This is a genomic window from Curvibacter fontanus (assembly GCF_054780335.1).
This window is the reverse complement of sequence record NZ_BAAGWN010000011.1, coordinates 1-13,364: the sequence shown is the minus strand read 5'-3', so window position 1 is coordinate 13,364 and position 13,364 is coordinate 1. Positions and strand designations below refer to the sequence as shown.

Genomic DNA, 13,364 nt, shown 5'->3' with positions numbered 1-13,364 from the left:
TAGTATCCAGGCCTTTAATTATCCCAGCGTTAACGCAGCCTTAATCTGGTCGCGCAAAGATGCGTGTTCCATTTGATGTGAAGGCACTTATGCTGCGTTTGTTGTGGTTGATCGTGATGGTGCCCGTGTTGTGGGCTCTGCCGGCGCATGCCCAGCAGGATTTTCTGCCGGTGGGGCAGGCTTTTCGACTGGACGTCACCAGGCAAGCCGATGGCCAGATCGGCCTGAACTGGACGATCAGCAAGGGGTATTACCTTTATCGCCAGCAAATGAAGGTCGAAGCCGACCCCGCCGGTGGTGGGCTGCAGGTCAAGTGGCCGGCCGGCACGTTCAAAACCGATGAGACCTACGGCGAAAGCGAGGTTTATCACGACCAGGTCAGCGTCCTGGTCAATGCAACCGATGCCCGTGCGCTGACCATCGGCTGGCAGGGCTGCGCCGATGCGGGTCTTTGCTACCCGCCGCAGACCCGGCGCGTCCATCTGGCCGATGTCGCGGCAACGCCGGCAGTCCCGGCCGATTCGGCCACGACCCGTCCGAACCCGGCGCCCCCGGGCGCGCTCGGCGAAGACCAGGACCTGGCCGAACGCCTGTCGCGCATCAATATGGGCTGGATGCTTGTCGTGTTCTTCGGACTGGGGCTGCTGATGGCATTCACGCCCTGCGTGCTGCCGATGGTGCCGATTCTCTCGAGCCTGATCGCGGGCAGCGGCGCGAGTCCCAGGCGCGGTTTTATCCTCTCGCTGGCCTTCGTGCTGCCGATGGCGCTGACTTACGCCGGTGTCGGCGCCGCCGCGGCGCTGGCCGGCGCCAATCTGCAGGCCGTGTTGCAGAACCCCTGGATGCTGGGCACCTTCGGTCTGGTGTTTGTCGTGCTGGCGCTGGCCATGTTCGGATTTTATGAACTGCAACTGCCCGCTGTGCTGCGCAACCGCCTCAACAACGCCAGCCAGGGCCGGCGCGGCGGCACGGTGGCGGGCGCTGCCACGATGGGCGTGCTGTCGGCGCTGCTGGTCGGCCCCTGCATGACCGCGCCCCTGGCCGGCGCGCTGCTTTATATCGGCAATACCGGCGATGTCGTGACCGGCGCCCTGGTCCTGTTTGCCATGGGCCTGGGCATGGGTGTGCCGCTGTTGCTGGTCGGCACGCTGGGCGCACGGCTGCTGCCGCGTCCTGGCGACTGGATGAACCGGGTCAAGGCGCTGTTCGGCTTTGTCCTGCTGGGTACCGCCATTGTGTTCGTGGCGCGGGTATTGCCTGCGGCGCTGACGCTGGGCCTGTGGGGCGCCTGGTTGCTGGCCATCGCACTGAGTTTGCTGGCGCTGGGCCAGAAGCTCGGCATGGGCAGCGGACGCCTGATGTCCCGTTACCTGGCGCTGCTGCTCGGCCTGTGGGGCGGCGCGATGGTGATCGGCGCGGCCGGGGGCGCCCAGAACCCCCTGCAGCCGCTGGCCTTCCAGGCAAGAGGCATCCCGCCCGCGCAGGCGGCGGTCGGCAATGACTTCATGACCCGGTTCGGGCCGGTCAAGACACAACAAGCGCTCGAAACCCGTATCGCCGAGGCCGGGCAGCGCGGGCAGTGGACGCTGGTGGATTTTTACGCCGAATGGTGCGTGTCCTGCGACGTGATCGAACGCAAGGTATTCGCCGAGCCGCGGGTGCAACAGGCTTTGGCCGGCATGCAGTTGCTGCGCCCCGACGTGACGGCCAACGATGTGGACGATCAGGCGCTGATGCGCACCCACCAGATTCTCGGACCGCCGACCATGCTGCTGATCGGCCCCGATGGCAAGGAACGCCGTGCCGAGCGCATCATCGGCGAACTCGATGCCGACGAATTTCTCGCCCGCCTGGCGCGTGCGAAACAAGGAGCCTGAGCATGCTCAACGTCAATCTCGGCCCTTTCTCCGTGCAGGTCAGCCATCTGCTCGTGCTGACGTCCCTGCTGGTGGCGGCCGGAGTCGGCCACCTGGTCGGGCGGCGTCAGCAAGCGGGCATCGTCAACGTCTTGTCCGACATGGCGTGGGGCGGACTGCTGGTCGCACGCATTGCCTTCGTCGCGACATGGTTTGACCTGTACCGCGCCGCGCCGTGGTCCATCCTGGACATTCGTGATGGCGGCTTTTCACCGTGGGCCGGCCTGGCTGCGGCCTTGCTGGTGGCGATCTGGCGCGGCTGGCGCCGCGCGGCGCTGCGCAAGCCGCTGGCCCTGGGCTTGACCGCCGGTGCGCTGGCCTGGGCAGCGATGTCGGGTGCACTCGGCGCCTTCGACAGCACTCCCAGACCGGCCCTGCCCAAAGTGGCGTTGATCACACTCGCAGGCGAATCGACAGAACTCGCTGCGCTTGCCAAGGGCCAACCCATGGTGGTCAACCTCTGGGCCAGCTGGTGCCCGCCCTGCCGCCGCGAAATGCCAGTCCTCGCCGAGGCACAGCAGCGGGAAACCGGGGTCACTTTTGTCTTCGCCAACCAGAGCGAAGACGCGGCGACCGCTTTGCGCTACCTGAACGCCAGCGCACTGAGTCTGGCCAATGTGGTGCTCGACCCCGGCGCCGAACTGGGCCGTACAGTCGGCTCGACAGGACTGCCGACCACGCTGTTCTACGATGCCAGCGGACGACTGGCCGACACCCACCTGGGCGAGCTGTCGGCCGCCTCCCTGGCCAGCAAGTTAAACCCATTGCGCACACGCACCACTCTCTCAACCAAGGAATAGATTCCCCATGATCAAAAAACCATATGTTCAATTTGCAGTTTTTCTGGGCTTGCTTGGCATGGCTATGGGCGCACAGGCCAAAGACTGGCCCGCACCGATCAAGGCGCTCGAAGCCAAAGGGGTTGAGGTGATCGGGACGTTCGACGCGCCCGGTGGACTGAGCGGCTATGCCGGCATGATCGAGCAGCAGCCGCTGGCCATCTACCTTACTGCCGACGGCAAACAGGCGATCGTCGGCGCCATGATTGATGCACAAGGCGTGGACCTGAGCCAGGAACCGCTGAACAGGCTGGTCAGCAAACCCATGACCGAGAAAGTCTGGAAGCTGCTTGAGGGCAGCAGCTGGATTGCCGATGGCGCCAAAAATGCCCCGCGTGTCATTTACACATTCACCGATCCCAACTGCCCGTACTGCAACAAGTTCTGGAAGGATGCCAGACCCTGGGTCAAGGCCGGCAAGGTTCAGGTGCGGCATGTCATCGTGGCTATTCTCGGACCCACCAGTCCGGGCAAGGCGGCGGCCCTGCTCTCGGCCCAGGATCCGCAGGCGGCGCTGACCCAGCATGAACAACAACACGGCAGCGGCGGCATCAAGCCCCTGGCCCAGGTCTCGCCAAAAGTTCGCGCGCAACTGGATGCCAACCAGATGCTGATGCAGCAACTGGGGTTTTCTGCCACACCGACGACCCTTTATAAAGACGGCGACGGCAATTTAAAAAATATGCAAGGCGCGCCGTCAGCGGAGATGCTGGGCCGAATCCTTGGCCCGCGTTGATCCAGTCCAGGGCTTCGGGCGCCATTTTCAGGCTGGCTCACTCAAGGCAGCGCAGACACACACCACTTGGAATTGAAAATGAATATGCAATGCATGACGGACGCGTCAGGCCCAAAGAGGCTGTTCAAAGACTTTGCCAAAGAATCGGTTCGGTCAGGAACCATCGCATCGGTTGCAATGATTCCATTTGGCTTCATGTTCCAGCTTCTTGGGCTTCGCGTTGGGCACTATGGGAAAAAACTACTTGAAGTATTTTTCACGGGCCTTCCCGAGATGGAATTTCGCCTGTTGATGTTTATCGAACATTTCGTCATCGGCTGGCTATCAGCAGCCCCTTTGCTCATCCTTCTTGTCCTATCAAAAAGCCGATTTCCTGCATGGTCTGTCGGCGCAATCTACGGTGTTGCCTACTACGTCATCCTAAACTCCCTCTTTCTCCCGTTGAGTTTCGGAGAAAAAACTCCTTGGGAGCTTGGGTTTTCTGTGATGTATCCGAGCTTGATTATTCATATCGTTTTTGGCGTTTCCATCGCACTTACATCAAGGCATTTTGTATTTTTTTACAACAGATCAAAGCGATGATGTAACGCCAATAAGGGCGCTCCGATGCCCGGTCAAACAACGTTCGCCTTCGCTTGGATGAAGCAGTCCCTTGCCCTTGCCCTTGGCCTGGTTGGGGCAACGTGCGAATAACGAAATAAAAAAGGGCCGATGGGATGTCGAACTCGGCAAGGTCCTGGCCAAGGCCATCGAGCCGCGCCTGAGCAGCGGGGATGCGGCGGGGCTGGACGCGTCGACGGCGGGTTTGCTGAAGATGCTGCGCGACTGAGCGCGAGCCCTCACCCCGGCCCTCTCCCAGGGGGAGAGGGGGCAATAAAAAACCCGCAGTGTGCTAGCACTGCGGGTTTTTTCTTGTGTATCGAACAGCGTAACGCCACTCGACGCAGCATGAGGGCACAGGGCAAGGCGCAAACGCGCTGACAGTACGTTAGCACGACAAGCGTTTGCAACGCCGCCATGTGCCCTCATGCAAGGAGCAAGGGAGAGCTTACATGCCCATGTCGCCCATGCCGCCCATCCCACCCATGCCGCCAGGCATGCCACCGCCGCCAGCAGCCTCGTCCTTCGGGGACTCGGACACCATGCACTCGGTGGTCAGCATCAGCGAAGCGACCGATGCAGCGTTCTGCAGCGCGGTGCGGGTCACCTTGGTCGGGTCCAGAATGCCCATCTCGATCATGTCGCCGTAGGTGTCGTTGGCGGCGTTGAAGCCGTAGTTGCCCTTGCCGGCCAGCACGGCGTTCACGACCACGCTGGCTTCGCCGCCGGCGTTGAACACGATTTCGCGCAGGGGCGATTCGATGGCCTTGAGCACCAGCTTGATGCCGGCGTCCTGGTCGGCGTTGTCACCCTTGATGGTGCCAGCGGCCTGACGGGCGCGCAGCAGGGCCACGCCGCCACCGGCCACGATGCCTTCTTCCACGGCAGCGCGGGTGGCGTGCAGGGCGTCTTCCACGCGGGCCTTCTTTTCCTTCATCTCGACTTCGGTGGCAGCGCCGACCTTGATCACGGCCACACCGCCGGCCAGCTTGGCCACGCGCTCTTGCAGCTTCTCGCGGTCGTAGTCGCTGGTGGCTTCCTCGATCTGCACGCGCACTTGCTTGACGCGGGCTTCGATGTCAGCGGCAGCGCCGTTGCCGTCGATGATGATGGTGTTTTCCTTGCCCACTTCGATGCGCTTGGCCTGGCCCAGATCGGCCAGCGTCACCTTCTCGAGTGTCAGGCCGACTTCTTCCGCGATGACCTTGCCGCCGGTCAGGATGGCGATGTCTTCCAGCATGGCCTTGCGACGGTCGCCGAAGCCCGGGGCCTTGACGGCCACGACCTTCAGAATGCCGCGGATGGTGTTGACCACCAGGGTCGCCAGGGCTTCGCCCTCGACGTCTTCGGCAATGATCAGCAGCGGGCGGCCGGCCTTGGCGACGGCTTCCAGCGTGGGCAGCAGGTCACGGATGTTGGACACCTTCTTGTCGTACAGCAGCACGAAGGGGTTGTCCAGCAGGGCCGCCTGCTTCTCGGGGTTGTTGATGAAGTAGGGCGACAGGTAACCACGGTCGAACTGCATGCCCTCGACGACGTCGAGTTCGTTCTGCAGGCTCTTGCCGTCTTCCACGGTGATCACGCCTTCCTTGCCGACCTTGTCCATGGCATTGGCGATGATCTCGCCGATGCTGACGTCGCTGTTGGCGGAGATGGAGCCGACCTGGGCGATTTCCTTGGAGGTGGTGGTGGGCTTGGAGGCCTTCTTCAGCTGCTCGATCAGGGCCGTCACGGCCTTGTCGATGCCGCGCTTCAGGTCCATGGGGTTCATGCCGGCGGCCACGTACTTCATGCCTTCGCGCACGATGGCCTGGGCCAGCACGGTGGCGGTGGTGGTGCCGTCACCGGCGTTGTCGGAGGTCTTGGAAGCGACTTCCTTGACCATCTGCGCGCCCATGTTCTGCAGCTTGTCCTTGAGCTCGATCTCCTTGGCCACGGACACACCGTCCTTGGTCACGGTGGGGGCGCCGAAGGAGCGCTCGAGCACCACGTTGCGGCCCTTGGGGCCCAGGGTCACCTTCACGGCGTTGGCCAGGATGTTCACACCCTCGACCATGCGGGCGCGGGCTTCACCGCCGAAAATTACGTCTTTAGCTGCCATTTCTATTACTCCAGTAAATTTGAAACTATGTCAGGGATGACGCCCGCAGTGCGGGCATGACCTTGCTGCTGCGCAGCTTCGATGACGAAATGACTGAAGTCATGCGGGCGTAGCCCGCGTCATCGATGTGCCATCGGGCACGAGGTCATTTCGTCATTACTTCTCGACCACCGCGAAGAGGTCCTCTTCCTTCATGACCAGCAGTTCGTCGCCGCCAACCTTGACAGTCTGGCCGCTGTACTTGCCGAACAGGACACGGTCGCCGACCTTGACGTTCATGGCGATGATTTCGCCCTTGTCGTTCTTGCGGCCGGGACCCACGGCCAGCACTTCACCCTGGTCGGGCTTCTCGGCGGCGCTGTCGGGGATGACGATGCCGGAGGCAGTCTTGGTTTCGTTTTCAACGCGTTTGACAATCACGCGATCGGCCAGAGGACGCAGTTTCATCAGGGCTCTCCTAGAGTTTGAAACAGTGGTTTGAACAAAGCGAGCACCATGAGTTGGTGCTCGCTGACTTGGGTTGGGATTCGAGGTGTTAGCACTCGAATCCGGCGAGTGCTAATCATAAGGCTTTTTTGCCCTGTTTCAAGCGCCCGGGCAGATTGCGGAACGCCACTGGACTTTGGACTCCTAAGCGGAGAGGAAGCGCCAAGTTTCAACGACTACTTCCGGTGCGCCGTCCTAAGTGGTTGATTTTTATTGATTTATTCCCACTCCTGGATGGGCTGTCGCGCAGGCGCGTCGCCTGGACGGTCTGTCCCTGAGCTAACATGCACCCGCACAGTGATGCCATGGGAGGCAAATTGGAAAAAGAAGTACTCAGCCTGGGCCAGCTCGAAAACCATCTTTGGGAATCGGCCAACATCCTTCGAGGTCCCGTAGATGCGGCTGATTTCAAGACGTACATCTTTCCCCTGCTGTTTTTCAAGCGGATTTGCGATGTATGGGACGAGGAATACCAGGACATCGTCACCGAAACTGGTGATGAGCAGCTAGCATGGTTCCCTGAGTCCCATCGCTTCCAGATTCCAGAGGGCTGCCACTGGGCCGATGTGCGGACTAAGGCGTCAAACGTCGGCGCAGCGCTACAGCGCGCGATGCGCGAAATCGAGAAAGCCAATCCCGAAACTCTTTATGGCGTCTTTGGCGACGCGCAATGGTCGAACAAGGAACGTCTCTCCGACGCGCTGCTGAAGGACTTGATTGAGCACTTCTCGAAGCTTCCTCTGGGCAACCAAGACGTTGCGTCGGACGTTGTTGGCGACGCATACGAATACCTGATCAAGAAGTTCGCCGACGCCACCAACAAGAAGGCCGGCGAGTTCTATACCCCGCGCAGCGTGGTGCGGCTGATGATCGACATGCTCGATCCGAAGGAGGCCGAAACCATCTACGACCCGGCATGTGGCACCGGCGGCATGTTGCTTGCAGCCGTGCAGCACGTCAAAGAGATGCACGGTGACGTGAAGCGGCTTTGGGGAAAGCTGTACGGGCAAGAGAAGAATCTCACCACCTCATCCATCGCGCGGATGAACCTGTTCCTCCACGGCATCGAGGACTTCCAAGTGGTGCGCGGCGACATGCTGCGCAACCCGGCTTTCTTCGAGGGCGACCGACTGGCCACCTTCGACTGTGTGATCGCCAATCCGCCCTTCTCACTGGAAAAGTGGGGTGAGGACCTGTGGCTCAACGATCCTTTCGGCCGCAACTTTGCCGGTCTGCCGCCATCGTCCAGCGGTGACTTCGCGTGGGTGCAGCACATGGTCAAGTCGATGGCCGACGTGACTGGCCGGATGGCCGTGGTGTTGCCCCAGGGCGCTCTGTTCCGCAAAGGTGCAGAAGGCGACATCCGGCAGAAACTGCTGGAAATGGATCTGGTCGAGGCCGTGATCGGCTTGGCACCGAACCTTTTCTACGGCACAGGGTTAGCCGCGTGCATCCTGGTCTTGCGCAAGCGTAAACCGGTCAAACACAAGAAGAAGGTGCTGATTGCCGATGCCTCGCGACTGTTCCGCCGGGGCCGCGCGCAGAACTATTTGGAGCCCGAGCATGCCGCTGAGATCCTCGGCTGTTATCGCGGCTTTGCCAATGTGCAGGACGCGGTCCGGGTGGTCACCCTCGACGAGATCAAAGCCGAAGATTGGACGCTGAACATCTCGCGTTACGTCCTGCCGCCCCTGCAAGAAGACATACCGCGGCTGCCCGACGCCATCGCGGCATTCAAGGATGCGCTAACCCGCTGCCGCGAGGCCGAAGAACGGCTTGCGCAGGTCATGACTGAAGGGGGATGGCTGAAATGAGTCATACAAGCAAACGCATCACCCAACAAGAGCTCGAAAGCTACCTCTGGGGCGCCGCCGTGCTGCTGCGCGGCCTCATCGACGCGGGCGACTACAAACAGTTCATCTTCCCGCTGCTGTTCTACAAGCGTGTCTCGGATGTGTGGGAGGAGGAATACCAGGCGGCCCTGGCCAGCTCCAAGGGTGACCTCTCCTATGGTCAGTTCGCTGAGAACCACCGCTTCCAGATCCCCCAAGGCGCTCACTGGAACGATGTACGCCAGGCACCCAAGAACGTCGGCGCGGCCATTCAGAAGGCCATGCGCGCCATCGAGACGGCCAATCCTGATCTGCTTGACGGCATCTTCGGCGATGCGCCGTGGACCAACCGTGAGCGTCTGCCCGATGAAACGCTGAAGAACTTGATCGAGCACTTCTCGACCCAGACACTCTCGGTGGCCAACGTCCCCGAAGATGAGCTGGGCAACGCCTACGAATACCTGATCAAGAAGTTTGCGGACGACTCAGGTCACACGGCGGCCGAGTTCTACACCAACCGCACGGTCGTTCATCTAATGACGCAGCTCCTGGCACCCCAGGCCGGAGAGTCGATCTACGACCCCACGTGTGGCACTGGCGGCATGCTGATCTCGGCTCTGGACGAGGTACGGCGCTCGGGCGGCGAGTACCGCACGCTCAAGCTCTACGGGCAGGAGCGCAACCTCATCACCTCGTCCATCGCACGCATGAACTTGTTCCTGCACGGCGTGGAGGACTTCGAAATCATTCGGGGCGACACCCTGGCCGAACCCAAACACATACAAGGCGATCGCCTGCGACAGTTCGATGTGATACTGGCCAACCCGCCGTATTCCATCAAGCAGTGGGACCGGGAGGCGTGGAGCAGTGACAAGTGGGGCCGCAACTCGTTGGGCACGCCGCCGCAAGGCCGCGCCGACTACGCCTTCCAGCAGCACATCCTGACCAGCCTGACCGCCAAGGGGCGCTGCGCAGTGCTCTGGCCGCACGGCGTGCTCTTCCGCAACGAGGAACAAGCCATGCGCGCGAAGATGGTCGAGCAAGACTGGGTGGAGGCGGTTATCGGCCTGGGCTCCAACCTGTTCTACAACTCCCCGATGGAGTCGTGCATCGTCATCTGCAATCGCAAAAAGGCCGCCACTCGCAGGGACAAGGTGATCTTCATCGACGCGGTGAACGAGGTCACCCGCGAGCGCGCACAGAGCTTCCTCACACCCGCGCACCAGCAGCGCATTCTGAGCGCTTACAAGACCTTTGCGTGTGTAGATCTGCTTTAGATTGCGCCGCTGTTTCCGCGATTTTGTTGCCTCGATTCCTAGCCAGATGGCCAGCTTCTCAGCGTAGGGATCGAGCTTGCTTGAGCTGACCCGTCTTGCGTAAGTGGGCTCGGTCTCATCGGACCGCAGGTACTTCTTTACCGTGTTGCGAGCCAGGCCTGTACGCCTGGAGATCTCGCGAATGGACATCTGTTCTCGCAGTGCCCAACGTCTGATGACATTCAATGTCGCCACGTCTATCACTCCTAAATTCCCCCTGCCTTTAAAACTTGCAGGGTAGGGCCTACGTGGGTCAACTTTGGATGGAAATCTCTGTCCTTAGTGGGTCAGATTTCGGCGGAATTCAACACAGAGCTCCACAAGTGGCTGCAAAGGGAGTTCCACAACCCGACAGCCCAGGCCGTCGAATCTGGTGGAGGCGCACAGGACGCCGTGCTGGAAGCGCTGATGAATCGTTGGTTCCAAGGCGAAGACACCGTGACTTCCAAGGCATTGCAGGACCAGCTCCATGTCAGCCATCCAACGGTTACGGCCGTCATGAAGCGGTTGGAGTCGCTGACTTTCCTTGAGCGGACCGGGGATCGGAAATTCCACTTGCGGCTTTTTCCTCGTAGTGAATTCTTCCGCTGGTTGCTGCAACGCCAGGTTGCACGACCGACGCTGAAATTCGACCGCACGTTTGGAGAAGGACGTCCCATCCCACAAATGATCGAGCGCCTGGTTAAACTGAATCTGCCAAATGTGGCCATTGGCGGCACGGTAGGTGCGGCCTTTCACTATCCACGTCTAGAGCTGGTCGGAACCCCGAGGCTAGACCTGATGATCGCCGGTGCACCTGGCAAGGTGGATCTTGGCTTTGTTCAAAAGCTCGATCCCATCTTGGACACAGTTGCGGATAGCAAGTGGACGGGAAAGCTGGCACTGCACTTTCTGGGGGGCCGTCCGCAGCCTTGGCAGGTCCTAGAGGATGGACTGCGCTATGCAGACCCACTGCACTGCATGGCGGATCTTCACCAGATAGGACTTGTGAGCCAGATGCACGAGATGTTGGATGGCCTGCTTCAAAGGGCTGAAGCCAATCGAAAAAAACAAGGACGCTAGTTCGAGGACTGGCTCGCATTGAATACGGGGCGTATTCGTAGTACTGGCTCGCTCCCATACCTATGGGAACCGCGAATCAACTCATGGCCAGCCTGTTACCCAGAATTCTCTGGGCAACAGCTACTCATTAGCGCGCGCGGAAGAAAAAAGCCCCCGATGATGTCTCATCGGGGGCTCTTCTACAGGGTGGGTGGTGGATCTCAGCCCAGTGTCATCTTTAGATTGCGTGCGGAGGTAGCCTCCGCACGCGAAGGTTCTTCGCGATGGCCTCGGTTTCCGCGGGATCCACCCCTGCCTGCTGCGCGTAGCGAGGCCAGGCGCTCAGAGCGTCGCCGATGCGCTCGATCACGGCCGCGTAGTCCTGCAGCAGATCGAACCGGTCGGCCACGGTGCGCAGGTCGGAGCGGGTGATCTCGTCGAACTTGCCGTTGATCGACATCTGGTGCTGGTTGGTCCACTCTCCCCTGGGGTTGTGGGCGTGTGTGATGTCAAATGCCGGCGCCAGCTCCCAGCGACCGCCTTGGCGCAACAAGAAGGCGAAGTTCTTGGTGTGGTCGTCCATGTTGGCCGTCATCACGTTGAAGACCATGGCCGTGAAAGCCCGCACGAGCGCTTGCCGGCCCAGCCCGAGTCGAAGGATGGTGTCAAAGAGCTGGTTGTAGCTGTGCGTGGCCTTCTGGTTGAAATCCAGATGTGCCATCGCGCACAGCGACTGCATGTGCAGGCGCTCATTGCCGTCGCGGTCAAAGCGCCGGGTCATGAAATGCGCTCGCCCGTTCTCCTCCAGCATTCGGCATTCGGACATGTGCACGCCAGCGTCCCTGGCCATCAGGTAGTAGGCGTACTCGATGCGACCGTAATCCCTGGACGGGCCCAGCACCTTATCCTCGCCGACGCCGTCGAACTTGAGAAGCCAGTGCTCAAAGCCTGGCTCCACGTCGAACTGGCCGGCGCGCAACTCACCGGTGGTCCGGCTCCAGGCCACTACCGCCTTGGCGCGCGCGCCAGCGGCTGAGGTGCCCACCGAAATGATCTGGGAGAGGGCGGCACGGGCGTGGTCGTCTGTGTCAAGCCTGCCCGAGAGCGCCTGGCGAGCGGTCTCCACCAGGCTGGCCAGTTGCAGCGCGGTCGCGGACTTTGCGCTGGGCCCCCTGGCCGGCCGGAATTCCAGCGCGCCCATGCTGCGGCGGCCCATGTAGGCCAGGCGGTCCAGCACAGTGATGTTCTGTGCCGGCACACCTCGGCCGGCCATCCAGGCGTCGATCAGCGCGTTGCCGAACTTGTCGGGCAAGGCGTCGGCCAGCATTGCCGGCAGGCGCCGGTAGGTCAGCTCTGGCAGGGCGGGGAACACGAAGGGGCGGTCTGCCTGCGCCAGCGGCATCTGCAAGGGCGCCAGCTCGATACCACGGCGCGCGAAAGCAGGGGCGTACTCAAAGGCGTAGTAGCCGCGCGCAGGATCGAGCACGACGGCGCCTACCATCGTTCCCCAGATCCGGATCTCGACGGCCGAGACGGGCTTGTAGCTGCCGCCGTGTTCCCTGCGGGTCTGCTTGGTGGCCATCAATCACGCCTTTGCGGCGGAAGCGGTGCGCCGCGGTGAGCGCGCGCGCTGGCGCGGCTTGGATGAGCGCAGCATCTGCAGCGGGCTCACCGTTACCTCGGGCTGCAGGCTCTTGAGCCAGTCCTGCATGCCCAGCGCCTTGAGCACTCGCACCAGGGTCTGCACCGTGGAGCCGCTACCCCGCTCCAGCGCGCGAACCGCCGTGCGGGAGACGCCCGCCCTGGTGGCCAACTCCTCCTGAGTCAGGTTGCGCCGCAGCCGTGCCGCGCGCAGCTGCTCGCCCAGTTCCACCTCGAACTCCTCGGCCGTGAGATAGTTTTCCATAATAGTTTAAAAACAATCAGTTAAGAATCAATTTCATGTTTATGGTCATTATATATACCATAAATAATTATGTCAACAATGGATTTATTTCAAGTCATTAAATTTGATTTTTGATTTAATGGTCTTATTTAAGATTATTGCACACATGTGAACGGGATAGCGACAGCGGCTCGAAGTGGACCACAGCAAACTGGCGAGATCGTGTGCTTTCTCGCTCACGGCGTACCCAACGCAGTGCCACGAAATTAATCGTCCCGATAACGACTCAATAAGTATCCAAGGAAGTTTTGAAGTGGAAAAATCCAGTATTCAATGGCGAAAAACCGTAAAAATCCAATGTTTAGTGGCGCATTCGTCCAGCCTCCAGTGGCGTGATTTTTCCTCGCTCCATAAGAATCAACAGCTTACAGCGGGGTCAGTCCAAACCTTAATGGCGTTCCGCACAGATGTCGTGTCGGTTGTCGGCTAAGGAAGGTCTGAACAAGTCCACCGAACGGCCCCTTGAATCGTTGATCGTGGCAAAGGAGTTGTGCCGATGGACCAGATCAGTTTCGCCGATGCCGAATACGCAGGCAAGAGGAAGAAGACCCG

General features: G+C 60.8%; 12 protein-coding genes and 1 pseudogene. 8 read left to right on the top strand and 5 right to left on the bottom strand.

The genetic code is table 11. The annotated features are described in order from the left end of the window. Window positions 1-89 precede the first annotated feature (89 nt). The 5 genes from dsbD to ACYVH8_RS06135 all read left to right on the top strand — a co-directional run bounded on the left by dsbD (window position 90) and on the right by ACYVH8_RS06135 (window position 4,320). On the top strand, window positions 90-1,877 hold the full coding sequence (gene dsbD, locus ACYVH8_RS06155; protein ID WP_460487999.1) for a protein-disulfide reductase DsbD: 1,788 nt from the start codon (window positions 90-92) through the stop codon (window positions 1,875-1,877). A 2-nt stretch (window positions 1,878-1,879) separates the two neighbouring features. Continuing rightward, the gene (locus tag ACYVH8_RS06150) at window positions 1,880-2,716 is read left to right on the top strand and encodes a TlpA family protein disulfide reductase (protein WP_460487998.1); all 837 of its coding nucleotides are present in this window, start codon (window positions 1,880-1,882) and stop codon (window positions 2,714-2,716) included. 7 nt (window positions 2,717-2,723) lie between these two features. Next, a complete protein-coding gene (gene dsbG, locus ACYVH8_RS06145; protein ID WP_460487997.1) occupies window positions 2,724-3,491 on the top strand; it encodes a thiol:disulfide interchange protein DsbG in 768 nt (255 codons plus the stop codon). A 78-nt stretch (window positions 3,492-3,569) separates the two neighbouring features. Next, window positions 3,570-4,073 (top strand): hypothetical protein, encoded by a 504-nt coding sequence (locus ACYVH8_RS06140; protein WP_460487996.1) that lies wholly within the window; start codon window positions 3,570-3,572, stop codon window positions 4,071-4,073. A 70-nt stretch (window positions 4,074-4,143) separates the two neighbouring features. Beyond that, window positions 4,144-4,320 (top strand): hypothetical protein, encoded by a 177-nt coding sequence (locus ACYVH8_RS06135; protein ID WP_460488267.1) that lies wholly within the window; start codon window positions 4,144-4,146, stop codon window positions 4,318-4,320. Between the two features lie 219 nt (window positions 4,321-4,539). Here ACYVH8_RS06135 and groL read toward each other — a convergent pair whose 3' ends face one another. Both groL and groES read right to left on the bottom strand, forming a co-directional pair. Then, entirely contained in the window at window positions 4,540-6,192 is a 1,653-nt protein-coding gene (gene groL / locus ACYVH8_RS06130; RefSeq protein ID WP_460487995.1) for a chaperonin GroEL, read from the bottom strand. Between the two features lie 156 nt (window positions 6,193-6,348). Next, a complete protein-coding gene (gene groES, locus ACYVH8_RS06125) occupies window positions 6,349-6,639 on the bottom strand; it encodes a co-chaperone GroES (protein ID WP_174253249.1) in 291 nt (96 codons plus the stop codon). Between the two features lie 323 nt (window positions 6,640-6,962). Here groES and ACYVH8_RS06120 point away from each other — a divergent pair, with 323 nt between their 5' ends. Both ACYVH8_RS06120 and ACYVH8_RS06115 read left to right on the top strand, forming a co-directional pair. Then, window positions 6,963-8,492, top strand: coding sequence for a type I restriction-modification system subunit M (locus tag ACYVH8_RS06120; protein WP_460487994.1), 1,530 nt, complete (start codon window positions 6,963-6,965; stop codon window positions 8,490-8,492). Further along, complete coding sequence (locus tag ACYVH8_RS06115; RefSeq protein WP_460487993.1) at window positions 8,489-9,787, top strand: type I restriction-modification system subunit M; 1,299 nt, start codon at window positions 8,489-8,491, stop codon at window positions 9,785-9,787. The genes ACYVH8_RS06120 and ACYVH8_RS06115 overlap by 4 nt, the downstream gene beginning before the upstream one ends. Here the strand turns inward: ACYVH8_RS06115 and ACYVH8_RS06110 are convergent. Continuing rightward, window positions 9,773-10,030 (bottom strand): annotated as a pseudogene (locus tag ACYVH8_RS06110) (IS21 family transposase); the annotation flags it as partial. The gene ACYVH8_RS06115 and the pseudogene ACYVH8_RS06110 sit on opposite strands and share 15 nt — an antisense overlap. 78 nt (window positions 10,031-10,108) lie before the next feature. Between ACYVH8_RS06110 and ACYVH8_RS06105 the strand changes: the two are divergent. Further along, entirely contained in the window at window positions 10,109-10,888 is a 780-nt protein-coding gene (locus tag ACYVH8_RS06105) for a hypothetical protein (RefSeq protein WP_460487992.1), read from the top strand. 217 nt (window positions 10,889-11,105) lie between these two features. Here the strand turns inward: ACYVH8_RS06105 and ACYVH8_RS06100 are convergent, their stop codons facing one another. Continuing rightward, on the bottom strand, window positions 11,106-12,449 hold the full coding sequence (locus tag ACYVH8_RS06100) for a type II toxin-antitoxin system HipA family toxin (RefSeq protein ID WP_460487991.1): 1,344 nt from the start codon (window positions 12,447-12,449) through the stop codon (window positions 11,106-11,108). A gap of 3 nt (window positions 12,450-12,452) precedes the next feature. Beyond that, complete coding sequence (locus ACYVH8_RS06095) at window positions 12,453-12,773, bottom strand: helix-turn-helix transcriptional regulator (RefSeq protein ID WP_460487990.1); 321 nt, start codon at window positions 12,771-12,773, stop codon at window positions 12,453-12,455. Window positions 12,774-13,364: the final 591 nt, after the last annotated feature.